At 72.1% G+C, this 22,150-nt stretch carries 25 protein-coding genes; 9 read left to right on the plus strand and 16 right to left on the minus strand.

Going from position 1 to position 22,150, the window contains the following annotated elements; genetic code table 11:
* Nucleotides 1–191: 191 nt before the first annotated feature.
* Complete coding sequence (locus J3S20_RS16790) at nucleotides 192–995, plus strand: tellurite resistance TerB family protein (protein ID WP_216837668.1); 804 nt, start codon at nucleotides 192–194, stop codon at nucleotides 993–995.
* Nucleotides 992–2,059, plus strand: coding sequence for a mandelate racemase/muconate lactonizing enzyme family protein (locus tag J3S20_RS16795; protein ID WP_216837669.1), 1,068 nt, complete (start codon nucleotides 992–994; stop codon nucleotides 2,057–2,059). Before J3S20_RS16790 ends, J3S20_RS16795 begins: the two co-directional genes overlap by 4 nt.
* Here the strand turns inward: J3S20_RS16795 and phnE (J3S20_RS16800) are convergent.
* The 4 genes from phnE (J3S20_RS16800) to phnD are packed head-to-tail and all read right to left on the minus strand — an operon-like array spanning nucleotide 2,056 to nucleotide 5,501.
* Nucleotides 2,056–2,874 (minus strand): phosphonate ABC transporter, permease protein PhnE, encoded by an 819-nt coding sequence (gene phnE, locus J3S20_RS16800; protein ID WP_216837670.1) that lies wholly within the window; start codon nucleotides 2,872–2,874, stop codon nucleotides 2,056–2,058. The two genes, J3S20_RS16795 and phnE (J3S20_RS16800), sit on opposite strands and share 4 nt — an antisense overlap.
* Entirely contained in the window at nucleotides 2,875–3,693 is an 819-nt protein-coding gene (gene phnE / locus J3S20_RS16805) for a phosphonate ABC transporter, permease protein PhnE (protein ID WP_216837671.1), read from the minus strand.
* Nucleotides 3,690–4,490, minus strand: a complete 801-nt coding sequence (gene phnC, locus J3S20_RS16810; protein ID WP_456305699.1) for a phosphonate ABC transporter ATP-binding protein — start codon at nucleotides 4,488–4,490, stop codon at nucleotides 3,690–3,692. The genes phnE (J3S20_RS16805) and phnC overlap by 4 nt, the downstream gene beginning before the upstream one ends.
* A gap of 12 nt (nucleotides 4,491–4,502) precedes the next feature.
* Complete coding sequence (phnD, locus tag J3S20_RS16815) at nucleotides 4,503–5,501, minus strand: phosphate/phosphite/phosphonate ABC transporter substrate-binding protein (RefSeq protein WP_216837672.1); 999 nt, start codon at nucleotides 5,499–5,501, stop codon at nucleotides 4,503–4,505.
* Between the two features lie 206 nt (nucleotides 5,502–5,707).
* Here phnD and J3S20_RS16820 point away from each other — a divergent pair, with 206 nt between their 5' ends.
* The 3 genes from J3S20_RS16820 to J3S20_RS16830 all read left to right on the plus strand — a co-directional run bounded on the left by J3S20_RS16820 (nucleotide 5,708) and on the right by J3S20_RS16830 (nucleotide 8,079).
* A complete protein-coding gene (locus J3S20_RS16820; RefSeq protein ID WP_216837673.1) occupies nucleotides 5,708–6,802 on the plus strand; it encodes an AI-2E family transporter in 1,095 nt (364 codons plus the stop codon).
* A gap of 113 nt (nucleotides 6,803–6,915) precedes the next feature.
* Nucleotides 6,916–7,092 carry a CsbD family protein gene (locus tag J3S20_RS16825; protein WP_216837674.1) on the plus strand — a complete coding sequence of 59 codons (177 nt, stop codon included), beginning with the start codon at nucleotides 6,916–6,918 and terminating at the stop codon, nucleotides 7,090–7,092.
* A gap of 90 nt (nucleotides 7,093–7,182) precedes the next feature.
* Nucleotides 7,183–8,079, plus strand: coding sequence for a PRC-barrel domain-containing protein (locus J3S20_RS16830; RefSeq protein ID WP_216837675.1), 897 nt, complete (start codon nucleotides 7,183–7,185; stop codon nucleotides 8,077–8,079).
* Between the two features lie 108 nt (nucleotides 8,080–8,187).
* Here J3S20_RS16830 and J3S20_RS16835 read toward each other — a convergent pair whose 3' ends face one another.
* Both J3S20_RS16835 and xth read right to left on the minus strand, forming a co-directional pair.
* Complete coding sequence (locus tag J3S20_RS16835) at nucleotides 8,188–10,041, minus strand: monovalent cation:proton antiporter-2 (CPA2) family protein (protein WP_216837676.1); 1,854 nt, start codon at nucleotides 10,039–10,041, stop codon at nucleotides 8,188–8,190.
* 148 nt (nucleotides 10,042–10,189) lie between these two features.
* A complete protein-coding gene (gene xth, locus J3S20_RS16840; RefSeq protein WP_216837677.1) occupies nucleotides 10,190–11,005 on the minus strand; it encodes an exodeoxyribonuclease III in 816 nt (271 codons plus the stop codon).
* Between the two features lie 105 nt (nucleotides 11,006–11,110).
* Here xth and J3S20_RS16845 point away from each other — a divergent pair, with 105 nt between their 5' ends.
* A complete protein-coding gene (locus J3S20_RS16845; RefSeq protein ID WP_216837678.1) occupies nucleotides 11,111–12,205 on the plus strand; it encodes a DNA topoisomerase IB in 1,095 nt (364 codons plus the stop codon).
* Here J3S20_RS16845 and J3S20_RS16850 read toward each other — a convergent pair.
* Both J3S20_RS16850 and J3S20_RS16855 read right to left on the minus strand, forming a co-directional pair.
* Nucleotides 12,202–13,419, minus strand: coding sequence for a DUF1501 domain-containing protein (locus J3S20_RS16850; protein WP_216837679.1), 1,218 nt, complete (start codon nucleotides 13,417–13,419; stop codon nucleotides 12,202–12,204). The two genes, J3S20_RS16845 and J3S20_RS16850, sit on opposite strands and share 4 nt — an antisense overlap.
* Entirely contained in the window at nucleotides 13,416–14,723 is a 1,308-nt protein-coding gene (locus J3S20_RS16855; RefSeq protein WP_216837680.1) for a DUF1800 domain-containing protein, read from the minus strand. The genes J3S20_RS16850 and J3S20_RS16855 overlap by 4 nt, the downstream gene beginning before the upstream one ends.
* A gap of 121 nt (nucleotides 14,724–14,844) precedes the next feature.
* On the opposite strand from J3S20_RS16855, the gene J3S20_RS16860 reads away from it, so the two are divergent.
* Entirely contained in the window at nucleotides 14,845–15,447 is a 603-nt protein-coding gene (locus J3S20_RS16860) for a HupE/UreJ family protein (RefSeq protein ID WP_216837681.1), read from the plus strand.
* A 210-nt stretch (nucleotides 15,448–15,657) separates the two neighbouring features.
* On the plus strand, nucleotides 15,658–16,254 hold the full coding sequence (locus J3S20_RS16865; protein ID WP_216837682.1) for a DUF4412 domain-containing protein: 597 nt from the start codon (nucleotides 15,658–15,660) through the stop codon (nucleotides 16,252–16,254).
* Nucleotides 16,255–16,311: 57 nt separating this feature from the next.
* Here J3S20_RS16865 and J3S20_RS16870 read toward each other — a convergent pair whose 3' ends face one another.
* Genes J3S20_RS16870 through J3S20_RS16890 form a run of 5 tightly spaced genes read right to left on the minus strand, consistent with a single transcriptional unit; the run spans nucleotide 16,312 to nucleotide 18,928 of the window.
* Nucleotides 16,312–16,575, minus strand: a complete 264-nt coding sequence (locus J3S20_RS16870; protein WP_216837683.1) for a MoaD/ThiS family protein — start codon at nucleotides 16,573–16,575, stop codon at nucleotides 16,312–16,314.
* Between the two features lie 3 nt (nucleotides 16,576–16,578).
* Nucleotides 16,579–17,661 (minus strand): WD40/YVTN/BNR-like repeat-containing protein, encoded by a 1,083-nt coding sequence (locus tag J3S20_RS16875; RefSeq protein WP_216837684.1) that lies wholly within the window; start codon nucleotides 17,659–17,661, stop codon nucleotides 16,579–16,581.
* A gap of 3 nt (nucleotides 17,662–17,664) precedes the next feature.
* On the minus strand, nucleotides 17,665–18,150 hold the full coding sequence (locus J3S20_RS16880; protein ID WP_246602957.1) for a DUF1579 domain-containing protein: 486 nt from the start codon (nucleotides 18,148–18,150) through the stop codon (nucleotides 17,665–17,667).
* Nucleotides 18,147–18,593 carry an SRPBCC family protein gene (locus J3S20_RS16885; RefSeq protein WP_216837685.1) on the minus strand — a complete coding sequence of 149 codons (447 nt, stop codon included), beginning with the start codon at nucleotides 18,591–18,593 and terminating at the stop codon, nucleotides 18,147–18,149. Before J3S20_RS16885 ends, J3S20_RS16880 begins: the two co-directional genes overlap by 4 nt.
* Entirely contained in the window at nucleotides 18,590–18,928 is a 339-nt protein-coding gene (locus J3S20_RS16890) for an ArsR/SmtB family transcription factor (RefSeq protein WP_216837686.1), read from the minus strand. Before J3S20_RS16890 ends, J3S20_RS16885 begins: the two co-directional genes overlap by 4 nt.
* A 90-nt stretch (nucleotides 18,929–19,018) precedes the next feature.
* Here J3S20_RS16890 and J3S20_RS16895 point away from each other — a divergent pair, with 90 nt between their 5' ends.
* Nucleotides 19,019–19,843: an aldolase/citrate lyase family protein gene (locus J3S20_RS16895; protein ID WP_216837687.1), complete on the plus strand. Its 825-nt coding sequence runs from the start codon at nucleotides 19,019–19,021 to the stop codon at nucleotides 19,841–19,843.
* Nucleotide 19,844: 1 nt separating this feature from the next.
* On the opposite strand, the gene J3S20_RS16900 is transcribed toward J3S20_RS16895, so the two are convergent.
* Genes J3S20_RS16900 through J3S20_RS16910 form a run of 3 tightly spaced genes read right to left on the minus strand, consistent with a single transcriptional unit; the run spans nucleotide 19,845 to nucleotide 22,138 of the window.
* Nucleotides 19,845–21,047, minus strand: a complete 1,203-nt coding sequence (locus J3S20_RS16900; RefSeq protein WP_216837688.1) for an energy transducer TonB — start codon at nucleotides 21,045–21,047, stop codon at nucleotides 19,845–19,847.
* Between the two features lie 6 nt (nucleotides 21,048–21,053).
* Nucleotides 21,054–21,479: an ExbD/TolR family protein gene (locus J3S20_RS16905; protein ID WP_216837689.1), complete on the minus strand. Its 426-nt coding sequence runs from the start codon at nucleotides 21,477–21,479 to the stop codon at nucleotides 21,054–21,056.
* The gene (locus tag J3S20_RS16910; protein ID WP_216837690.1) at nucleotides 21,479–22,138 is read right to left on the minus strand and encodes a MotA/TolQ/ExbB proton channel family protein; all 660 of its coding nucleotides are present in this window, start codon (nucleotides 22,136–22,138) and stop codon (nucleotides 21,479–21,481) included. Before J3S20_RS16910 ends, J3S20_RS16905 begins: the two co-directional genes overlap by 1 nt.
* Nucleotides 22,139–22,150: the final 12 nt, after the last annotated feature.

Genomic DNA, 22,150 nt, shown 5'->3' on the forward strand with positions numbered 1-22,150 from the left:
GCCCTGTGTCACCGCCAGGAGGCTCTCTCGCCATCTGCGGGTGCTGCATGGCGGCGCGCTGAAACCGCGCGGCCATTGCTGGTGGCACAGCCAGGACGGCGCGACACTCTCGCGCCCCGGGCCGCATGGCTGACGGGATGATGACCGGCCGGCGGCTTGTCCGGCGGGGCCACCATCGCAACATCCGGCGCATGATCGACGCCAAATCGCTCCTCGACCGCTTCCTCGGCACCCCAACCGCGCAGCCGCCCGCCCCGGGCCGGCCCACCGCACAGCCGCCCTCGGCCTGGACCAATCCGGGCGGGACCTCCGGCGGCGGGCTGGCCGATATGGCGCGCCAGGCGCTCCAGCGCGCCGGCGGAAGCGGGGGCGGCGGCCTCGGCAATCTCGGCGGCTTCGCGGGCGGGGCCGCGGCGGGCGGGCTGCTCGGCATGCTGCTCGGCGGCAAGGGCAAGCGGCGCGGCGGCGGCGGGCTGCTGAGCCATGGCGGCGCCGCGGTGCTCGGCGCGTTGGCGCATCGTGCCTGGCAGAACTGGCAGGCCGGCCAGGCCCCGGCCACAGCGCCCGTCGCCACCCCCCAGGACGCCGCTTCGGTGGAGCCCCGCTTCCTGCCCGGCGCTACCCCGGCTGCGGGCGGCGAGGCCTTCGAACTCGCCCTGATCCGCGCCATGATCGGCGCCGCCCGCGCCGATGGGCATATCGACGCCGAGGAGCGTGCCCGCATCTTTGCGCATGTCGAGAAAGCCGGGCTGGATGCGGAGGCCAAGGCCTTCGTCTTCGACGCGCTGGACTCGCCCATCGGCGTCAGCGAGGTCGCGGCCGCGGCGCAGACCCAGGAACAGGCGAGCGAGATCTACCTTGTCTCCCGCCTCGCCATGGACCCCGACCACCCGGCGGAACGCGCCTATCTGGAAGCCCTGGCGCACCGCCTGAAGCTGCCCGCCGGGCTGGTGCAGCACCTGGACCGCCAGGCCGATGCCGCCCCCGCGGCATGAGGATCACCTTCGTCGAGACCCGCCTGCACCGCGGCGACTTCATCTATGGCGCCGGCCCGACCTCGGCCGGCGGAAATCTCCGCCTGACGCGGATGGACACGCTGCTGGTGCGGGTCGAGACCGACATCGGCCTGCATGGCTGGGGCGAGGGCTTCGGCTTCGCCCTGGCGCAGACCACGCAGGATGCGGTGGACCGGCTGATCGGGCCCGCCTGCCTCGGCCAGGACGCGCGGGACATCGCCGGAATCGGCCGCATGCTGGCGCGGCGCTTCCACAACTATGGCCGCAACGGGCCGGTGGGCTTCGGGCTGTCCGCGATCGACATCGCGCTGTGGGACATCGCCGGCAAGGCGGCCGGGGTTCCGCTGCATGTGCTGCTTGGCAATGGGCGGCGGGACGCCGTGCCCGCCTATGCCAGCCTGCTGCGCTACGGCGTGGCGGCGGATGTGGCGCGCAATACGGCGGAGGCGGTGCGCCGCGGCTACCGCGAGATCAAGCTGCATGAGGTGGACCTCGCCTGCATCCAGGCCGCGCGGGCCGAGGCCGGCGCGCTGCCGCTGATGCTCGACATCAACTGCGCCTGGGACGGGCTGCCCGCCGCGCGCGATTTCTGCGCCGCGGTGCGCGGGATGAACATCGGCTGGGTCGAGGAACCCCTATGGCCGCCCGAGGATTTCGCCGGCTTGGCCGCGCTGCGCCAGGACGCCGTGGTGCCGATTTCGGCCGGCGAGAACCTCGGCGGCGTCGAGGATTTTGGCCGGCTTTTCGCCGCCGGCGCGGTGGATGTGGCGCAGCCGAGTGCCACCAAGCATGGCGGCGTCTCCGGCCTGCTGGCCGTTGCGGCGCTGGCGCAGCGCGCCGGAGTGCGTGTGGTGCCGCATTCCCCCTATTTCGGCCCGGGCCTGCTGGCGACGCTGCAGGTGCTGGCGGCAATGGAGCAGGCGGCCCCGCTCGAAATCTATTTTGCGGATCTCGCCACGCCGCTCTACCCCGCGCTGCGGCCCGTGAACGGCATGGTCGCGGTGCCGCACGGGCCAGGCCTGGGACTGGAGCCCAGCCTCTAGATCACCGCGTGCCGCACCCGTGCCGACAGCCATTCGCTGACCAGGACGGTCGCCAGGATCAGCACGAAGATCGTCGTCACCTGCGGCCAGGCGAGCACATTGATGCTGGCCTGCATCTGCATCCCGATGCCGCCGGCCCCCACCAGGCCCAGCACCGTCGCCTCCCGGATATTGATGTCCCAGCGGAACACGCTGATGCCGGCGAAGGCGGGCATCACCTGCGGCACGATGGCCCAGCCCAACACCTGGGGGCGGCTGGCGCCGGTGGCGGTCACTGCCTCCACCTGCGTCGAATCGATCTCCTCGATCGCCTCATACAGCAGCTTGGCGATGAAGCCGATGCTGCGCAGCGCGATGGCCAGGATGCCGGCCAGCATGCCGGGGCCGAGGATGATCACCAGGATCAGCGCCCAGATCAGCGAATTGATCGACCGGCTGGCGACGATGACAAACAGCACAACGGGCCGCACCAGCAGCCGGCTCGGCGTGGTGTTGTGCGCGGCCAGGAAGGCCAGCGGCACGCCGATCAGGATGGCCAGCGCCGTGCCGATGGTCGCGATATTGATGGTATCCAGCAGCGGCTTCCACAGCTGGCTGGCATAGGACCAGCGCGGCGGGAACATGCGCGCCACCAGGTCCGCGCCCTGGGTCGGCGCGTCCCAGACAAAGGCCCAGATGGTGCGGTCCGAGATGAACTGGAAGCAGGCGACGGTCAGCGCCACGGCACCGAGCCAGCCGGCCCAGACCAGAAGGTCGGCCTTAGGCGTGCGGCGGCGCCAGTCCGGCGTGCCATCCGCGCGGGTCAGCAGCGCCATCTACTGCACCTTCCGCCGGATGAAGCCGCTGGCATATTCGCAGGCCAGCACGATGACGATGATGACGATCAGCACCGCCGCCGCCGTGTCGAATTCATAGCGGTCGAAGCTGGTGTTCAGCGTGTCGCCGATGCCGCCGGCGCCGACTAGGCCCAGCACCGCGCTCTCCCGGAAATTGATGTCGAGGCGGTAGGCGGACAGCCCGATCAGCCGCGGCCGCACCTGCGGCAGCACGCCCCAGGCCAGCAGTTGGAACCAGGAGGATCCGGTGGCGCGCACCGCCTCCGCCTGGCTGGCCTGGATATCCTCAATATCCTCCGCGATCAGCTTGGCCATGAAGCCGATGGTGGCGAAGGCCAGCGTCAGCGTGCCGGCCAGCGGGCCGAAGCCCAGCATGGCGACGAAGACGATAGCGATGATGATCTCCTGGAAGGTGCGGCTGATGGCGATGATGCCGCGGCAGAAAAGGTACACCGGCAGCGGTGCCAGGTTGCGCGCCGCCCCCAGCGCCACCGGGATGGACAGCAGGATGCCGAGGCCGGTGGCGACCACCGTCATCGTCAGGCTCTCCAGCAGCCCTTCCAGGATGTCGCTGCGCTTGGTGATGAAATCGGGCGGGAAGAAGCCGCCGAGGAAGCGCCCGGCACGCTCCACGCCTTCCGCCGCGCGCGTCCAGTTCACCTCGATGGTGGAGACGGCGAGCAGCGCATAGGCGAGCGCGCCGAGATAGACGGCGTAGCGCAGCCAGGGCGTCGCGATCAGCGGCGGCGGGCGCCAGGCGCGCGCGGCGGCGGCGGCGTCGAAGGTGGTGGCGCTCATAGCGCCGCCTCGGCGGCCTCGTCCTCTTCCTCGGCAGGCCGGATGGTCTGGGACCAGTCCTCCTCGCCATAGATATCGGTCAGCGCCTCGGCGCGCAGCTCCTCGGCCGGGCCGTCGAAGACGATGCGGCCGGCGCGAAGGCCGACGATACGGCGGGCGAATTGCTGGGCCAGCGCCACGTCATGGATGTTGATGATGGCGGCCAGCCCGCGCTCGGCACAGAGCTCCACGATCAGCCGCATGATCTGCCGGCTGGTCTTGGGATCGAGGCTGGCCGTGGGCTCATCCACCAGCAGCAGCTTGGGGTCCTGCATCAGCGCCCGCACGATGCCGACGCGCTGCCGCTGCCCGCCGGACAGCGCATCCGCGCGCTTGTCCGCCATATGCGCCAGGCCGACGCGGTCCAGCAGCCGAAAGGCCTCTTCGACATCCTTCCGCGGAAAGCGGCGGAACCAGCTGGCCCAGAAGCCGACATAGCCGAGCCGGCCGGAGAGCACATTCTCCATCACCGTCAGCCGCTCGACCAGCGCATATTCCTGGAAGATCATCCCCATCCGCCGCCGGGCCCGGCGCAGTGCGGCGGAGCCCAGCGCGGTCAGCTCCACGCCATCCAGCTGCACCCGTCCCGCACTGGGTTCCACCAGCCGGTTCACGCAGCGGATCAGCGTGGACTTGCCGGCGCCCGAGGGGCCGATCAGCGCCATCACCTGTCCGGCGGGAACCTGCAGGTCGACCTTGTCGAGCGCGAGGTCACCGGTCGGATAGCGCTTGGTCAGCCCCTCGATCGTCAGCAGCACGTCGTGAAATCCTCAGCGGCAGGCGTAGGAGACCTCCATCGCGGCGTCGATCTGGCGGATCACTTCCCAATGCTCGCGATAGGTGATCGGCATGAACTTCTCCTGCGGCGGCTCGCTCTTCTGGAATTCCGCCAGCAGCGCGGTGCCTTCCCAGTTGAAGTCGAAGAAGGCGTTGCGGATGCGCTCGGCCAGGGCCGGGTTCAGGTTGTGCGCATGGCCGTAGCCGGTGGTGGGGAAGGTCTGGCTGCGGAAGATGCTGCGGATCTGCTCCGGCCGCACCACGTTGCGCGCCACCATGCGGGTCAGCACGGAATTGGCGATGGCGCCGGCATCGTAGTCGCGATTGGCGACACCAAGGATGGAATTGTCGTGCCGGCCGGAGAAGGCGGCGGTGAAGTCGCGGCCCGCGCGCATGTTGAACTGGCTGGCCAGCAGGGCGGAGGGCGCCTTGAAGCCGGAATTGGAGGTCTCGGAGGTGAAGGCGATGGTGCGGCCGCGCAGGTCCTCGATCCGCTGCGCGGTGGAGGATGCCGGGACGATGATCTCCATCTCATAGCCGAAGGCGTTGTTGCGACTGGCCATCATGGCGAAGGGCACGAAGCCGGCGCAGTTCACCGCCAGCGGGTTCGACCCCGTGTTGAAGCCCGCGATATGCAGGCGGCCGGCGCGCATCGCCTCGATCTGCGCCGCATTGGACTGCACGGCGAAGAACTGCACGCGCTTGCCGGTGGCCCGCGCCAGGTGATCCATGAAGGGCTGCCAGACGGCGCGATAGACCGCCGGATCCTCGACCGGCGTATAGGCGAAGATCAGGGTCGAGGGATCGGCCAGGTCGCGCGGATTGGTCGGCGCATCGGCCACCAGGTCCCCGTCGCGGTCGCAATAGCGGGCATCGAGCGTGCCGCGCGGGCAATCCTGCGCCGCGGCAGGCCGGGGCAGCGCGGCGGCCCCCAGCAGGCCAAGGGCGAGGGTGGTGGCCGGCAAACCCAAGGCAAAGAGGCGGCGCAACATTCGGGTCTCTCCCTGCGGTCCTAGAGCGGCTGCCTTCTATGGGACGGTCCGCGGCACTTCCATTTCAGAATTGTGAAGTTTGCCGGCCTCGTCCCGCCATCGCAAGGCCATTCGAAGCCACCCGCCCGGTCCGCTGCCACCGATCGTGATGCAACCAGGCCGCCCTCCGCCCGCTTCCCCGGCATCTTCTGGAGACATGAGTCGTGATGGATCGGGGCGAAGCCGACGGAGCGGGACAAGGCCGGGCGGAGGTCGCCTTTCTGCGTCGCGTGCTGATCGTGGCGGCGGTGGTGGTGCTGGCGCTGCTGCTCTGGCAGGTGCGCGACGCGCTGCTGCTGACCTTCGGCGGCGTGGTGGTGGCCGCGCTGCTTCTGGCGGCGGCGGAGCCGGTGGAGCGGCATCTCGGCCTGTCGCGCAGCTGGTCGCTGCTGCTGGTTGGCCTGCTGATCGGCGGTGGGCTGGCGCTGGCCGGCATGCTGGTGGGCAGCGAGGTGACGGCGCAAATCGGCCAGCTCTGGGGCCGCCTGCCGGATGCGGTGCGCGCATTGGAGGAACGCTTCGGCGTGGCGATCCCGGCGCTGCAGGGCGGCGGGCAGGAGGGGGCGGAGGGCGGCGGCCTGGATACCTCGCTGCTGGGCACGCTGGCGGGCCATGCGGCGACGGCGGGCAGCATGGTGGTGAATGCGGCCTCGGCCCTGGTGCTCGCCGTGGTCGGCGGCTTCTTCCTCGCCTCCAGCCCCGACCTCTACCGCCGCGGCGTGGTGAAGCTGCTGCCGCGCGAGCAGCATGCGCGGGCGGATGAGGCGCTGGTGGCCTCCGGCAAGGCGCTGCGGCTGTGGCTCGCCGCGCAGCTGGTTTCCATGGCGATCGTGGGCACCCTGGCCGGGCTCGGCAGCTGGCTGGTGGGCCTGCCTTCGCCGCTGGCCCTCGGCCTCTTCGCGGGGCTGGCCGGCTTCGTGCCGCTGATCGGTGCGGTGGTCGGCGCCCTGCCGGCGCTGCTGCTGGCGCTGTCCGAGGGCGGCAATGCCTTCCTCTGGACCGGGCTGCTGTTCCTCGCCATCCAGCAGCTGGAATCCAACATGATCATGCCGCTGGTGGAGAAGCACATGGTCAGCATGCCGCCGGCGCTGATGCTCTTCGCGGTGGTGGCGGTCGGCCTGCTGTTCGGACTGCCGGGCGTGCTGCTGGCGGCGCCGATCACCGTGGTGGTCTTCGTGCTGGTGAAGAAGCTCTATGTGCGGGAGACGCTGGGCCAGCCGACGGAGGTGCCGGGCGAGAAGGAGGCAGGCGGAGCCTCCTGACCCATCGGGGCCTGCTTGCCAGCAACCCTGGCGCCGACCGGTCGTTAGCTCATGGTCGGGGGCGGGCAACGCCTCCTCCGGCGGTAGCAACACCAGACCGGAAGGAACGCACAATGGACAAGGACCGCATCGAGGGTGCCGGCAAGCAGGCCAAGGGCGCCATCAAGGAAGGCATCGGCAAGGCCACGGGCGATACGTCCATGCAGGTCGAGGGCAAGGCCGATAAGGCCGAGGGCAAGGTGCAGAACGCCGTCGGCGGCGCCAAGGACAAGGTCCGCGAGGGCAGCTGAGCCCCGCCACACCCCACCCGCGACGATCCGCGCGCCGGCAGCCCATCCGGGCTGCCGGCGCTAGGCCTGCTTGAAACACAGGAGTTTCAGATGCCCCAGCACGATACCCCTTCGCGCGCCCGTTCCGGGCTGCTGGCGACGACCGCGGTCGCGCTGGCGCTGGCTTTTGTCGGCGGCGCCCATGTCGGTGGCGCCCAGGCGCAGGTGACGCCTGCCGATCCGCGCCCGGCCGCGCAATCCAATCCAGACCTGCCGCGCGCCCTGCCGAATGATCTGCAGCAGGCGGAGGAGGAGCTGCGCGTCGCGCATCAGCAGATGGGCACGGCGCAGGATGCCATTTCCCCGCAGGCCCTGCAGCGCGCGCGCTTGGCGCTTGAAGGCGTCGCCCGCATCATCGACCAGCAGCAGCCGGGCCGCCTGACGGAAGGTGCGACCCAGGCACTGCAGCAGCGCGTGGACCAGGCGCGCCGCCGCCTGGCCGCGGAGAACCCGGATGCGCTGCAGGCGCGGCTTGCGATCGACGAGGTGCTGGCCGCGCTGCCGCCGGTGCGCGCGGCCATGCGCCAGGGCATGCCTGGCACGCCGGAGACCGGTGCCAATGCCCGCACAGCCCCGGCGAGCTCGGGCGGCGGCGCCAGTGCGGCGGCGGCCAGATCCTCGAACGGCGTGGATCTCGCGCGCGTATCTGAACTCGTCGGCACCGATGTGGTTGGCACCGATGGGCGTGATGCGGGCGAGGTGGAGAACCTGCTGATCGACAGCGGCGGCCAGGTGCGCGCCGCAGTGGTGGAATGGGGCGGCGTCTTCGGCCTGGGTGCGCGCCGCGCGGTGGTGCCGATCGACCGGCTGATGCTCGGTGCGCCCGGCGAGCGTGTGCGCATGGAGCTGACGCGGCAGGAGCTGGAAGGCCTGCCGCGCTACGAGGCCAATCGCCTGGCGGATTACGGCAGCCGGGAAGGCTGGGGCGTGCTGCGCACCTATCGCTGATCGGCGCAACCAGGGGCGGCCCGGCGCGCTGATCCTGCCTGACGCATCCGCGTCGGGGCCTGCCGCAACCGGCGGGAAGCGGCGGCCTGCGCGCGATACCGCAGCGCGTCAGGTCCGCTCCAGCTCGTCAGGCGCGCCCTGGCCGAGCGCGGCCGCCGCCTCTTCGTTCAGCGCGCGGCCGCCTCGAATCGGTGTCGTGAGGGGCGCCGGCTCAGGCGTGGTCGTGTTGCCGCGGAAGAGCGTCTTGCCCGCCTCGATGCCGCCCGTGATCTGCATGTCGAGCCGCAAGCCGTCGCGGCGGCGGACGTCGCCCATCGTCTCGGCGGCCTCCTCCTCCGGCACGCCGAGGCCGGTCAGCACCGCCTTTCCGAAAGCGATGGCGGATTCGAAGGTCTCGCGGATCTGGTAGTCCACCCCGGCCTCGACCAGGCGGAGGACGTGGCCGCGGTCGAAGGCACGCACGTAGAGCTTGGCCAGCGGGAACTCCGCCTTGCAGAGTTCGACGATGCGGTCTGCCACCTCCGGCTTGTCGACGCAGACCAGGATCGCCTCGGCCTCGCCGGCCCCCGAGGCGCGGAGCACGTCGAGCCGGGTGCCGTCGCCGTAATAGACCTTGAAGCCGAAGGTGGCGGCGGCCTTAATCATCTCGACGTCGGTCTCGATCAGGGAGACGTCGATGCGGTGCGCCAGCAGCGGTTGGCTGACCACCTGCGCGAAGCGGCCGAAGCCGATGACGAGGACCCGCCCCCTCAGCCCCTGCGCCTGCTCGATCCCGTCGAGCGAAACCTCCTCGCGCGGCATCAGCCGATCGGCGGCGATCACGACGAGCGGCGTCAGCGCCATGGAGAGGATCACGATCGCGGTCATCGCGGCCGAGATCGTGGCGTCGAACACGCCGGCGGCGAGTGCGGCGCCGTAGAGGACGAAGGCGAACTCGCCGCCCTGGGCGAAGGTCGTCGCGCGATGGATGGCCTCGCGATTCTCCGCGCCGAAAAGGCGCGCCACGCCGTAGATCCCGGCGGCCTTCACCACCATGAAGGCGAGCACGCCCCCCAGTACCAGCGGCCAAGCGCCCCAGACGACGTTGAGGTTGAGCGACATGCCGACGCTCAGGAAGAACAGCCCCAGCAGGATGCCGCGGAAGGGCTCGATATCGGCCTCGAGCTGGTGCCGGAAAGTCGATTCCGAGAGCAGGACGCCGGCGAGGAAGGCGCCCATCGCCATGGACAGGCCGCCCCATTGCATGAAGAGCGCGGCGCCGAGCACCACGAGCAGCGCGGCCGCCGTCATCACCTCCCGCGCGCCCGATTTGGCGAGCAGGCGGAACATGGGGTCGAGCAGCCAGCGCCCGGCCGCGACCACGGCGCCGATCGCGGCGAGGCCGAGCAGGACCGGGAGCCAGGCCGGCCGCCCGTCATCCGCGACCGTGCCGGTGAAGGAGGCCAGAAGTGCCACCAGCGCCAGCAGCGGCACGATGGCGAGGTCCTCAAGCAGCAGGATGGAGACGCTGCGCTGCCCGGCGGGCGTCGCCGTCTCCCCACGCTCGTCCATCATCTGCATGATGACCGCGGTGGAGGAGAGCACGAAGCCGAAGGCCGCGATGACGGCTACCGGCAGGGGCAGGCCGAGCATCATGCCGACCCCTGTTAGCAGGGCCGCGCAGGTCAGCACCTGCGCCGCACCAAGGCCGAAGATGGCGCCGCGCAACGCCCAGAGCTTGGCGGGCCGCATCTCCAGGCCGATCAGGAAGAGGAAGAGCACCACGCCGAGTTCGGCGATGTGCAGCGCCGCCTCCGGGTCCGAGAGCACGCCGAGGCCGAAGGGGCCGACCGCGACGCCGGCCGTCAGATAGCCGAGCACCGAGCCCAGCCCTGCCTTGCGAAACAGCGGCACCGCCGCGACGCCCGCCGCCAGGAGTGCTACCGCCGGTCCCAACGCTACACCGCCCGCCTCTGCCGCCATGGAATGCCTCGCTGTTTGTGCCTGTTGGGCAGCGAACGAACCGAGGCCTGCTTAACCCAGAACCACCTGCGATGCAGCAATATGCGTCCCGTTGTCTCCGGAGGTTCATCCTGGAACTGTCGGCCACGCCGGACGGGTGCGCGGTCGGTCAGCGGTGCCGAGGATCGCCTGATTCGCCCCGAGGCCGCGCCGCGCGGCGCAGGATGACCCAGGCGGGCGCATGGTCGCTCGCCCCCTCGGCGCCGCGCACGTCTCGGTCCACGCCCGCCTGCTTCAGCCGCGGGGCGAGGTGTGGGCTCAGCAGGATATGGTCCAGCCGCAGCCCCCCATCGCGCGCCCAGCGGTCCCGCTTGTAGTCCCAGAAGGTGTAGAGACGGGCGTCGGGATGCAGGCTGCGCAGCGCATCGGTCCAGCCCTGCGCCAGCAGCGCCGCATAGGCCGCGCGCACCTCCGGCTGCAGCAGCGCGTCCTTCGTCCAGGATTTCGTGGGATAGATGTCGTCATCGGTCGGCACCACGTTGAAGTCGCCCGCCAGCACGGCCGGCACGCCAGCCTGCAGCAGGCCCGCCGCATGCGCGTTCAGCCGCTGGAACCAGGCGAGCTTGGCGTCGAATTTCGGCCCCGGCTGTGGATTGCCGTTGGGCAGGTAGAGGCAGCCGATCAGCACGCCCTTCACCGCGGCCTCGATATAGCGCGCGGCCTTGTCGCCATCGTCGCCGGGCAGGCTGCGGCGGGTGCAGATGGGCGCCGCGCCGCGCGCCAGGATCGCCACGCCGTTCCAGCTCCGCTCGCCCTGCCAGACGGAATGGTAGCCGGCCTCGCGCAGCGCCTTGGCCGGAAACTGCGCCTGCGCCGCCTTCAGTTCCTGCAGGCAGACCACATCCGGCGCAGCCTCGGCCAGCCAGGCCAGAAGATTGGGCAGGCGGCGGTTGACGTTGTTGATGTTGAAGGTCGCGATCTTCATGCCGAGGCAACGCGGCGCGCCGCTTTTCGTGCCCGCCGGCCCTGCAACCGCCCGCAGCGCCGCGGGTTAGGCGCTGCATCGCTCGGGGGAGGAGGCCCAGCGCCCATGCCCCTGGATGGCGAAGACGAGGCTGTCGCCCCGATCATCGACCCGCGCGAGGCCGCGGAAGAGGCCGGCCTGCGCTATGTCTCCGACGAGACCCCCGGAATCACCCGCCGCCGCGCCGGCAAGGGCTTTTCCTATCGCCTGCCGAAGGGCGGCGCGCTGAAGGACACCGCGACGCTCGGCCGCATCCGGTCGCTGGCGGTGCCGCCGGCCTGGACCCAGGTATGGATCTGCCCCAGCGCCAATGGCCATATCCAGGCCACGGGGCGCGACCAGAAGGGCCGCAAGCAGTACCGCTACCATGCGCGATGGCGGGAGGTGCGGGACGCCGCGAAGTACGACCGCATGGTGGACTTCGCCCGGGCGCTGCCGGCACTGCGCGCACGCGTCGATGCCGATATGCGACGCCCCGGCCTGGCGCGGGAGAAGGTGCTGGCCACGGTGGTGCATCTGCTGGAGACCACGCTGATCCGCGTCGGCAATGACGACTACGCGAAGCAGAACCAGAGCTACGGCCTGACCACGCTGGAGAGCCGCCATGTCGCCGTCACCGGCAGCGAACTACGCTTCGCCTTCACGGGGAAAAGCGGCAAGAGCTGGAACCTGCGGATCAGCGACCGCCGCGTGGCGCGCATCGTCCGCGCCTGCCAGGACCTGCCGGGGCAGGAGCTGTTCCAGTATCGCGATGCGGATGGCGCGCTGCACGATGTCAGCTCCTCCGACGTCAACGACTATCTGCGGGAGATTTCGGGGCGCGAGGTGACGGCGAAGGATTTTCGGACATGGGCCGGCACGGTGCTGGCCGCGCTGGCCCTGAAGGAGTACGAGCGCGTCGACAGCCAGGCCGCCGCCAAGCGCAATGTGCGCCAGGCGATCGAGCGGGTGGCGGCGCGGCTCGGCAATACGCCGACCATCTGCCGCAAATGCTACGTCCACCCCACCATCCTTGACAGCTACCTGGGCGGCACCCTGGCGCTGGAGGTGGAGGCAGAGGCCAAGGCCGAGCTGCGGGAGGGCATCGACAGCCTGCGACCGGAGGAAGCCGCCGTGCTGGCCCTGCTGCTCGGCCCGCTGCGCGAGATGGCGGAGGCCTAGGCGCGCAGCAGCCCGCCTTCCGCCGCCACATCCTCGCTGCCCGGGAAGGCGGCGGCGACCGCGCCCTCCGACAGGCGCAGATGGTCGCGCAACAGGGCCTTGGCCAGCGCGCGCAGGTCGCGTGTCGGCTGCAGGTCGCGGTTCTCGAACAGGTTGTCCCGCTTCAGCCCGGGCCAGTTGGCCAGCACGCGGCCGCCGCGCACGGCGCCACCGGCGAGGAAGGCGGCGCCGCCGGTGCCGTGGTCCGTGCCAAGATTGCCATTGGCGCGCGCCGTGCGCCCGAATTCGGTGATGGCGAGCACGGCGGTGCGGGACCAGGCCTCGCCCAGCTGGTCGCGCAGCGCCGCGATGCCGCGATCGAGCTGCACCAGAACGGGATCGATGCGCTGCGCCTGCCCCGCATGGGTGTCCCAGCCGCCGAGCTCCAGCGCCGCCACGCGCGGCCCATCCGGCCGCGCCAGCATCCGCCCGGCCGCCGCCGCCAGCCGCGTGAAGCCGCCCTGGTTGGCGGGGATGGCCGCGCCCATGGCCAGCGCGCCCATGGCATAGCCACGGCCGCGCATCCCCTCCAACACCGTGGGGCCGAGCACCGCATCCTCATGCAGCAGTTCCGCCATCCTCGCATAGAGGTCGGGCTCTGGTCGCGTCGGGCGCGGCGGCGCCCACATGCCGACCGGCGCCTCGCCGCGCATCAGCAGTGGCAGGTCGAGGCCGAGGGCGAGCCCCGTGCGCGCGGGCTGGCCGGCCGATTCCGGAATATGCGTGAGCGCGCGGTTCAGCCAGCCGGATTCCAGCCGCTGCAGCCCGCCGCCCTCCATCAGGTCCTGGCCATCGAAATGGCTGCGCGTGCGATAGGGGCCGGCCACCGCATGCACCGGCAGCAGCTCGCCCTGCGCATACATCCCGTGCAGCGCCACCAGCTTCGGATGCAGCCCGAACTGCCCGCCGAGGTCGAGCACGCCGCCCTCCTGCCCCGGATCCTTCAGCGCCAGCTCGCCGCGCAGCGCGGCATAGTCGGCATCGCCATAGGGCACCACGGCATGCAGCCCATCCATGGCGCCGCGCAGCAGGATGACGACCAGGCGCCGGTCCATGATCTGCGCGGCGGGCGCGACGTCGGCGACGGCCAACCGCGCGGGGCCGGCGGCGGCGAGCGCGGTCAGGCCCAGCAGGAAGCTGCGGCGGCCGAGGCGGGGCAGATGGTTCGCGTTCATCGGCGTTGCATCTCCGGGCTGGCGAAGACGAGGGTGATGGCGTCCCGCGCACTGCCGGCACGGCGCAGCGCCGTGCGGGTTTCCTCCCGCGCCAGCGGGCCGATCGCGGTTTCCAGCACCTGGCGCGGGTCCAGCCGTGCGAAGCGGCCGGCGGTCTCATGGGCGATGTCGAGGCGCTGCATCATCGGCTCCGGCGCCGCCCAGCCGCTGGCGGTGTCGGGCCAGCCATTCGGCTGCGGCGCGTTCCACAGCGGCTGGCCCAGCGCGTTCAGCGCCCCGAGCACGGGCGCGGGATCGGTGCCGCCGGCGGCGCGGTGCAGCGCCACCACGTAGTCCAGCGGCGCGCGCAGCTTGGTCAGCGGCGGGCCCCAGGCCTCCGGCAGCCGCACCAGCGCGCGGGCGGCCTCGCCCAGGTCGCCCTGCGTGTCGCGCAGCACGGATTCGATGCGCGCCACCGTCTCCGGCTTCGGCGCATCAGCCACGAAATGCCGCACCAGCCGCGTCGCCAGGAAGCGATGCGTGGCGGGATGCGCGGCCAGGTCGCGCAGCGCGGCCTCATAGGCCTCCGGCCCCTCGGCATAGCGCTTGCCGAGCAGCGTCTTCTCGCCCGGCTCGTGATTGCCGGGGCGGAAGACCGTGGCGAAGGGCGGGCGCATCCGCTCCACCCCCCAACCTGTCATGATCCGCGCGAATTCCGTGACATCGGCCTGCGTGTAGCCGCCGGCCGGGGAGACGGTGTGCAGTTCCAGAATCTCGCGCGCCAGATTCTCGTTCAGCCCGCGGCCGCTGCGTCTGCCAAAATTGCTGTTCGGGCCGACCGAGGCGACCTGGTCCAGGTAGTAGAGCATGGCCGGCGACTTCGACGCCGCAAGCAGCATGTCCACGAAGCGGCCCATCACATGGGGCCGGATCACCTCGCGCAGAAATCCCGGGAAGCCGGTGGTCACGCCGAAGCCGCCGCGCTCTGCGACCGTGAAATGGTTCAGCCAGAAATTGGTCAGCCGGTCGTGGAAGGGCGCCGTGCTGGTCAGCAGGTGCCGCATCCAGGCCTGCTGCTCGGCGCGGAACAGCTGCGTCGGCACGCTGGCCTGGCCCGGTGGCGGCGGGCTCGCGTCATGCGCGATCCAGGCGGTGTAGCCTTCCTCCAGCGAGGCGGGCGCGTCGCGCCCCTCGGGCGGCGCCAGGGCCGGGCCGGGGCCGCGGGTCTGCTGGTCGAGCCAGGCCACCGGATCATCCGGCAGCGGGGCGTCGGGGCGCGGACCGGTTCCGAAGCGGACCGCCGCGATCTGGGGGCGTGTGTCCATGTGGTCAGTGAAGGGTCGAATTGTGGCTGAATCGGCGCAGCGCGGTTTACGCTTACGTGAGGGTTTCCGAACCGCCCGCCGCGCTTCATCCTGGCCCCGCTGCATCAGGGGAGCCCCGCGCATGACCACCGCCCATCGCCTCGCCATCTGGCTGCCCGCGCTGCTGCTGGCGGGTCCCGCGGCGGCGCATCACCCGATGGGCGGGGAGGTGCCGAGCACCGCCTGGCATGGCTTGGCCTCCGGCCTCGCGCATCCCGTCATCGGCCCGGACCACCTGGCCTTCCTGCTGGCGGCGGGGCTGGTGGCGGGGCTGGCGCGCTGGGGCGCGCTGCGGCCGCTGTCCTTCGTGCTGGGCTCGCTGGTGGGGGTCGTCGCAGCCTGGCTCGGCGCCTGGCTGCCGGCGGTGGAATGGCTGGTGGCGGCGACGCTGCTGATGGCCGGCGTGCTGCTGATCGCAGGACCCGTCCGGTCGGCGGGCTGGGCGGCGCTGCTGCCGGTCGCGGGCCTGCTGCATGGCCAGGCCTATGCGAAGGCGATGATCGGCGCGGAGGCGACGCCGGTGCTCGCCTATCTGCTGGGCCTCGCCCTGGTGCAGGCGCTCATCGTGCTGGCGGTGGCCGCGCTGGTGCGGCGGACGGCGGAACTGCCCCGGGCGATGGTCGCGCGCTTCGCGGGCTGCGCCCTGCTGGCGGTCGGCCTGCTGGGCCTTTTCGCCCAGGCCTGAGCGGTGGCCCTCCGCGCCCGCCGGCCGAGGCGGTGCGGAACCGGCGGCCCGTCCTTGCGCTGAGTGCATGGCATCCAGGCCCCGTTCGATGCGGATGGGAACGCCCGCCTCCCGCGCGGAGAGCGCGGCGTGCGGCCGCCGCGCCCTGGCCCTGCCACTGGCACCCCGCCCGCCGGACCCCGGTCCGGCCGTGGCAAGCTGAGGACTTCCATGATCCGCATCCTGGCTTCGACAACCGCGCTCGCGCTCCTCGCCCTGCCTGCCATGGCGCAGCCGACGAATATGCAGCCGACGCGCGATGTCAGCGTCACCTATCGGATGAATTCACCGCCCGGTGCGGGCGGCGGCGCGGCCGCGCCGCAGGAATTGCGGATGGCCTTCTCCGCCAGCACGGGGCGCCAGCGCGTCGATCCGCCGGGCGGCATGGGCTGGATGCTGATCGACCGGCGCGCCAATACGGCGGTGATGGTGATGGATGCGCAGCGCGCCATCATGGCCATGCCGCCCGCGACGGTGGCCGCGATGACCCAGGGCGTGCCGGCCGGCGCCAGCTTCACGCGCCAGGGCACGGCGACCGTCGCAGGCACGACCTGCACCGAATGGAACATGACCGCCCCGCAGGGCAGCGGCACCTCCTGCATCACCGAGGATGGTGTGCTGCTGCGCGCCAGCGCGACGCCCCCGGGCGGCACAGCCACCATGGTGATGGAGGCCACGCAGGTCACCTATGGTCCGGTGGATGCGGCGCGGCTGACCGTGCCGGAGGGCTATAGCACCATGCAGATGCCCACCGCCCCGTCCCGCTGAGCGCCGGGGCAGGGGTGCCCGGGCATCCCTGCCTCGCCCTTTCCTGGGCGGCCAGCCTCAGCCGCCGCTCATCGCCGTCATCACCAGCAGCTCCGCCCCCGGGCGCAGCGGCGTGGTGAGGTTGGCCAGCTCGCCATCGACGAAGACCTTCAGGTGGCGGCGGATGGCTGGCGTGGAATCGCAGATCCGGTCGCGCATGCCGGGCCAGCGCTGGTCCAGCGCCGCGATCGCCTGCGCCACGCTGGCCGCATCCATCTCCACCTGCCGCGGCGCGCCAGGAAACAGGCGCACCAGGGAGGCCGGCAGAAGCACCTGCACCATCTCTCAGCCGTCCAGCACCAGGGTCTCGACCGAGGAGATGGTCGGCAGGTGCCGCGCGATGCAGCGCCAGCTCTCGCCCTCATCCGCGCTGGCATAGAGCTCCCCGCCGCTGGTGCCGAAATAGACGCCGGCGCGGTCCAGGCTGTCGGTCGCCATGGCCTGGCGCAGCACGCCGAAATAGGCGTCCTGCTGCGGCAGCCCTTCGCGCAGCGCCTGCCAGGTCGCGCCGCCATCGCGCGTGCGCCAGACGGCGGCGCGCGCCTCCGGCACGAAGCGCCCGGCCTGGTCGCCGTTCAGCGGAAGCAGGAACAGCGTGGCGGGGTCGCGCGGATGGGTCGCGGCGGGAAAGCCGAAGGAGGAGGGCAGGCCCTGCTCAATGCTGGTCCAGCTGCGGCCGCCATCCTCGCTGCGATACATGCCGCAATGGTTCTGCTGATACAGCAGGTCCGGCTGTCCCGGCGCCATCACCAGGCAATGCACGCATTGGCCGTGTTCCGGATAGCGCTGGTCCTCCGGCGCGTAATCCTGCCGCGTGCCGCGATTGCGCGGCGCCCAGCTTTCGCCGCCATCCGCCGTATGGAACACGCCGCCGGTGGAGATCGCCACCCAGAATTGCTGCGGGTCCTGCGGATGCGGCAGCAGCCCGTGCAGGATCAGCCCGCCGCCACCAGGCTGCCATTCGGGGCGAGAGGGATGGTCGCGCAGCCCCTTCAGATGCGCAAAGCTCTGGCCGCCATCCTCGCTGCGGAACAGCCCGGCGGGCTCGACGCCCGCATGCAGCACGCCATGCGCGGCGGCCAGGCTCCACACCGCCTTGATCGGCGTCTCGCCAGGTTCGTAGGCCAGGCCCTGGCTGGAATGGGTCCAGCTTTCGCCCAGGTCGTCGGAGCGCCAGACGGCCGGCCCGAACCATTCATTGCCGCCGCCGGCGAAGATGCGCCGCGTGGCCGGGTCCGCGATGACGTGATGGATCGGCCAGGTGTCGCAGAAGGGCCCGCGCAGCGTCCACTCGGCGCGGGTGGAATCCGATTCCAGGATGAAGGCGCCCTTCTTGGTGCCGACCAGCAGCAGGATGCGTCGCGCCATGACTCACCCCACCCGCCGGTAGCGCGCCGACATCACCTGCTGCCACTGGCCATCGGCATCCTGCATGCGCGAGGTCAGGCTGCGCGTGTCGTCGTCCAGCATCTCGATGATGTCGTGGTACAGCGCGACGCGGCCAGGCGAGGACATGTCCGGCCCCTCCGCCTCCAGCGTCAGCACGCGGCCGGCGGCATCAAGCTTGCCGGTGTAGAGCCACATCATGGTCATCATGGAGCCGATGAAGCTGCCGACGAAGTGGCCCTTCTCGGGATCGTAGCCCAGCGTCATCACGGTGCGGCCAGTGCCGCCATCCGGCATCTCGCCGGTGCCCTCGCCGATCATCCAGACATCGCCGAGCAGGCGCACCGTCTCCCGCCCCCGCATGGTGACGGGGGGCTGTTCCGAGCCCATCACGCATTGCGCCTCGCTGGTCCAATCGCCTGCCAGGCGCTGCAGCCAGCGGTGTTCCGGGGTCGGGGTCACGTCCATCATCGGGCTTCCTCCATTTCGTTCAAGGCGATCAGGCGTTCGAAGGATTCCGTCCAGCCGCGGCGGTGGCGCGTGGCGGTGTCGGAATCCGCGAAGCGGTCATGGGTGAGGGTGACCTCGGTATCCGCCTCCAGCGGACGGAAGCGCACGGTGACGCGGCTTTCGCGTTCCGGCGTGCTGGCCCAGGCCCAGGTGAAGACGATGCGCTGCTCCGGCTCCAACTCAAGGTAGCGGCCGCCCACCTCGTGGCGCGCGCCATTGTCCTCCACCAGCTCGATCCGGAAGTGGCCGCCGAGGCGGGCATCGACCTCGGCATGCGCCACGCGCGTGTGGTGCGGGCCGAACCACTGGGCCAGCATCTCGGCCCGGGTCCAGGCGGCGAAGACGCGCGCGGGTGGCGCCTTGATGCGGCGCACCAGGGTCAGGCTCGGGATGGTCGTGGTCATGGCATCCGCTCCACGGCGGCGGCCAGTCGGTCGAGGCTTTCGGTCCAGAAGCGCTGGTAGCGGGCGAGCCATCCCATCGCATCCTCCATCGGTGCCGCCGTCAGCCGGCAGGCCACGGTGCGTCCGGTTTTCTGGCGCGCGATCAGGCCGGCGCCTTCCAGCACGTCCAGGTGCTTCATCACCGCAGGCAGCGACATGGCCATGGGCCGGGCCAATTCGCTGACGGAGAGGCCGTCCTCCGCATCCAGCCGCTGCAGCAGGGCGCGGCGGGTGGGGTCCGAGAGGGCGGCGAAGATGCGGTCGAGATCGGGCTGGGCGCTGATTTGCTTAACCATGGAGTTAAGCATAGGGGTGCCGCGCCGCGCTGGCAAGCTGGACGCCATCACGGCCGCGGGATGAACATCCGCGCAAAGGGAGAAACGCCGATGGTCGAGAATCCGGTGCGCGCCAGGCTGCTGCGGGGGGAGGCCGCCTTCGGCGTGATGGCCTTCGAATTCTTCACCCCCGGCCTGGCGCCGACGCTGGCCGCGGCGGGGGCCGAATTCGTGCTGCTGGACATGGAGCATTCGGGCCTGGGGATCGAGGGCGTGAAGGCGCAATGCGCCTTCGCCCGTGCCGCCGGCATCGTGCCCATGGTGCGCATCCCGGCGCCCCAGGCCGCGCTGGTGCCGCCCATCCTGGATGCCGGGGCGCTCGGCATCATGATGCCGCTGGTCGAAAGTGCCGACCAGGCCCGCGCCCTGGTCGCCGCCTGCCGCTACCGGCCGGAGGGGCATCGCGGCCTGGCCTTCTCCCTCGCGCATGACCACTATGCCGGCGGCGACCCGGCGGCGAAGATGGCGACGGCCAATGCGGCGGTGCTGACCATCGCGCTGGTCGAAAGCGCGGTCGGCGTGGCGGCGGCGGCGGAGATCGCGGCCGTGCCGGGGCTCGACATGCTCTGGCTCGGCCATTTCGACTTGTCGGACAGCCTCGGCATCCCCGGCGGCTTCGCCGATCCGCGCTACCTCGCGGCGGCGGCGGCGCTGCGCCAGGCGGCCCTGGCGGCGGGCAAGCCGCTCGGCTGGGTGGCGGGCGACGGCGCGGAGGCCGCCGCCGCGCTGCGCGCCGGCTTCCGCTGCCTCTGCATCGGGCATGAGGTGGTGGTGCTGCGCCAGGCCCTGGCCGGCGCCTTCGCCACCGCCCGCGCCGCGAGGCCGGGCAAGGAAAGCCCGGGCACGGAAAGCCCGAGCATGGGCGGACTGCCCTGACCTACCGGATGGTGAAGCCGATCGGCGCCAGCACGATGGCCTGCGCATCCGGGAAATCGGCCGGCAGGCGGGGCAGGGGGGAGACGCGGCGCAGGAGCGCCAGGGCCTCATGGTCCAGCAGGGCGGAGCCGGTGCCGCGCACCAGCTGGGTGGACTGCACCGTGCCGTCGCGGGCGATGACGAAGCGCAGCGTCGCCGTGCCCTCGATGCCCTGTTCGCGGGCGGAGGGCGGGTAGCGCAGATTGCGCTGCAGGATGCGCACCAGCGCCGCGGCATAGGCGGCCGGCAGTTGCCGGGCGCCGGATCCCTCGCCGGGGCTGGGGCCGGCGCTGCCCTGGCCGCCGGCGGCGGGGCCGGGGGAGGCAGGGCCCGGGGCGGCGGGGCCGGGCGCCGCCTCCGCCGCCTGGCCGGCGCCCTGGCTGCCACCCTGGGCCACCGCGGCTTGGCGGGGGGCGGGCGCGGCGCGGCGCGGCGCGGGGGCGGGGCGCGGGGCGGGCCGCGCCTGCTGCACGGGCTCGGGCGGGGCCGGGGGCGGCGGCAGGGGCAGCGGCTCCGCCGTGGCGGTCAGGGTCTCGGGCGGCGCGGCCTGCACCATGGGCTCCGGCGCGGGCGGTGGCGGGGGTGGCAGGCTGGCGGCCAGGCTGGCCAGCGCCTCGGCCGGCGGGGGCGTCGCCGCCACCGGCTCCGGGACGGGGACGGGCAGGCTGGGCGCCGCGCTGGCCTGCAGCGGCGGGGGCGGCGGCGGCTGCACGGGCTCGGGCGGCGGCGTCGGCGCGGCGGGCACCTGGTTCGGCGGCGGCGGGGCGCGCTGCAGCTCTGGTGGGGGCTGACTGGCGGCCACAGGGGGCGGCGTCTCGGACGCGGCCAGCATCTCCGCCGGCTGGAGGGCCTCGGCCAGGGCCTCGGCGGGGGCGCTGCTGGCGGCCAGATCCTCCGGCTGCACCTCGGTGATGGCGCCGCCACCGCCGGCCATGCCGCCGGTCAGCCCCACCTGCATGCCGCCGCCGCCGCCCGCCAACATCGGCGGCGCGGCCGGGCGCATCAGCACCGCCGCCAGGCCGAGATGCAGCGCCAGCGCCACGCCCCAGGCGGCGGGATGCGCGCCGCGCGGCTCGCGCAGCGGTTCAGCGGCCGCGAAGGACATCTGGCCAGCCGCCATTGTGGCGCGTGCCGGCGCCGCGAGGAGATGCGGGGACTGGTCCATGGCGGGTCAGGGCGCCGCCTCGCCGATCAGCGAGGCGCGGCCGAAGCCGGCCGCCGCCATCGCCGCCAGCACGCGCATCACCTCGCCATAGGACTGGCTGCGATCGGCGCGCAGGAAGACCGGGCGGTCCGGCGCGGCGGCGGCCATCGGCTGCAGCGTCGCCACCAGCGCGGCGGGATTGGCCTCGGCCTCCTCGATGAAGATGCGGCCCTGGCGGTCCAGCGTCACCACCAGCGGCTGCGTCACCTGCGGGACCGGCGCCTGGGCCGCGCGCGGCAGGTCCACCGGCACGCCGGCCATCATCATCGGCGCCGCCACCATGAAGACGATCAGCAGCACCAGCATGACATCGACGAAGGGCGTGACATTGATCTCGGAGAGCACGCCCTCCTCGCCGTCATCGCCGCCATCCTCGAGATTGGCGAAGGCCATTATTCGGCGGCCACGCGGGCGCGGCCGGTGCCGGCCAGGCCGAGCCGTCGGGCCAGGCGTTCCGCCGCGCCATTCGCCGCGCCACGCGCCTCGCCCAGCATGGCGGACAGCCGGTTGAAGGCGAGCGCCGCCGGGATCGCCGCGACCAGGCCGAGGGCGGTGGCGAACAGCGCCTCCGCGATGCCCGGCGCCACGGCCGAAAGGCTGGTATTGCCGCTGCGGGCGATGGCGGTGAAGGCGTTCATGATGCCCCAGACCGTGCCGAACAGCCCGATGAAGGGGGCGGTGGAGGCGATGCTGGCCAGCACCGGCAGGCCGTGCCGGGCGCGCGCCGTGCGCTCCACCACCGCCAGCCGGGCGGCGCTGGCGATATGGCGGCGGCGCTCGCCGGCGGGCTCCCCCGCCACCTCCCGCGCCGCATGTTCGGCGGCGACCAGCACCTCGGCCCAGGCATTGTCATGGCTGGGCGGCGAGCCATCCTCGGCGAAGCGGCGCAGGGCGCGGGCATCGCGGGCCAGGCGCCGGAAGCGCAGCGCGCGGTCCAGCGCCAGCGCCCAGACGCCGATGGAGGCGAGCACCAGCATCAGCATCACGGACCGCACCACCCAGTCGGCGGCGAGGAAGAGGCCGAGCGGCGAGAGATCGTGCGCGGTTTCCATGGCGTGTATTCC

It is taken from the genome of Falsiroseomonas tokyonensis, assembly GCF_019024325.1.
GTDB lineage: Bacteria > Pseudomonadota > Alphaproteobacteria > Acetobacterales > Acetobacteraceae > Falsiroseomonas > Falsiroseomonas tokyonensis.

Bases quoted from the DNA above. Each gene is read 5' to 3' on its own strand.
- J3S20_RS16790 (WP_216837668.1), top strand. From the start codon at position 192: ATGATCGACGCCAAATCGCTCCTCGACCGCTTCCTCGGCACCCCAACC.
- J3S20_RS16795 (WP_216837669.1), top strand. From the start codon at position 992: ATGAGGATCACCTTCGTCGAGACCCGCCTGCACCGCGGCGACTTCATC.
- phnE (WP_216837670.1), bottom strand. From the start codon at position 2,874: ATGGCGCTGCTGACCCGCGCGGATGGCACGCCGGACTGGCGCCGCCGC.
- phnE (WP_216837671.1), bottom strand. From the start codon at position 3,693: ATGAGCGCCACCACCTTCGACGCCGCCGCCGCCGCGCGCGCCTGGCGC.
- phnD (WP_216837672.1), bottom strand. From the start codon at position 5,501: ATGTTGCGCCGCCTCTTTGCCTTGGGTTTGCCGGCCACCACCCTCGCC.
- J3S20_RS16820 (WP_216837673.1), top strand. From the start codon at position 5,708: ATGGATCGGGGCGAAGCCGACGGAGCGGGACAAGGCCGGGCGGAGGTC.
- J3S20_RS16825 (WP_216837674.1), top strand. From the start codon at position 6,916: ATGGACAAGGACCGCATCGAGGGTGCCGGCAAGCAGGCCAAGGGCGCC.
- J3S20_RS16830 (WP_216837675.1), top strand. From the start codon at position 7,183: ATGCCCCAGCACGATACCCCTTCGCGCGCCCGTTCCGGGCTGCTGGCG.
- J3S20_RS16835 (WP_216837676.1), bottom strand. From the start codon at position 10,041: ATGGCGGCAGAGGCGGGCGGTGTAGCGTTGGGACCGGCGGTAGCACTC.
- xth (WP_216837677.1), bottom strand. From the start codon at position 11,005: ATGAAGATCGCGACCTTCAACATCAACAACGTCAACCGCCGCCTGCCC.
- J3S20_RS16845 (WP_216837678.1), top strand. From the start codon at position 11,111: ATGCCCCTGGATGGCGAAGACGAGGCTGTCGCCCCGATCATCGACCCG.
- J3S20_RS16850 (WP_216837679.1), bottom strand. From the start codon at position 13,419: ATGAACGCGAACCATCTGCCCCGCCTCGGCCGCCGCAGCTTCCTGCTG.
- J3S20_RS16855 (WP_216837680.1), bottom strand. From the start codon at position 14,723: ATGGACACACGCCCCCAGATCGCGGCGGTCCGCTTCGGAACCGGTCCG.
- J3S20_RS16860 (WP_216837681.1), top strand. From the start codon at position 14,845: ATGACCACCGCCCATCGCCTCGCCATCTGGCTGCCCGCGCTGCTGCTG.
- J3S20_RS16865 (WP_216837682.1), top strand. From the start codon at position 15,658: ATGATCCGCATCCTGGCTTCGACAACCGCGCTCGCGCTCCTCGCCCTG.
- J3S20_RS16870 (WP_216837683.1), bottom strand. From the start codon at position 16,575: ATGGTGCAGGTGCTTCTGCCGGCCTCCCTGGTGCGCCTGTTTCCTGGC.
- J3S20_RS16875 (WP_216837684.1), bottom strand. From the start codon at position 17,661: ATGGCGCGACGCATCCTGCTGCTGGTCGGCACCAAGAAGGGCGCCTTC.
- J3S20_RS16880 (WP_246602957.1), bottom strand. From the start codon at position 18,150: ATGATGGACGTGACCCCGACCCCGGAACACCGCTGGCTGCAGCGCCTG.
- J3S20_RS16885 (WP_216837685.1), bottom strand. From the start codon at position 18,593: ATGACCACGACCATCCCGAGCCTGACCCTGGTGCGCCGCATCAAGGCG.
- J3S20_RS16890 (WP_216837686.1), bottom strand. From the start codon at position 18,928: ATGGTTAAGCAAATCAGCGCCCAGCCCGATCTCGACCGCATCTTCGCC.
- J3S20_RS16895 (WP_216837687.1), top strand. From the start codon at position 19,019: ATGGTCGAGAATCCGGTGCGCGCCAGGCTGCTGCGGGGGGAGGCCGCC.
- J3S20_RS16900 (WP_216837688.1), bottom strand. From the start codon at position 21,047: ATGGACCAGTCCCCGCATCTCCTCGCGGCGCCGGCACGCGCCACAATG.
- J3S20_RS16905 (WP_216837689.1), bottom strand. From the start codon at position 21,479: ATGGCCTTCGCCAATCTCGAGGATGGCGGCGATGACGGCGAGGAGGGC.
- J3S20_RS16910 (WP_216837690.1), bottom strand. From the start codon at position 22,138: ATGGAAACCGCGCACGATCTCTCGCCGCTCGGCCTCTTCCTCGCCGCC.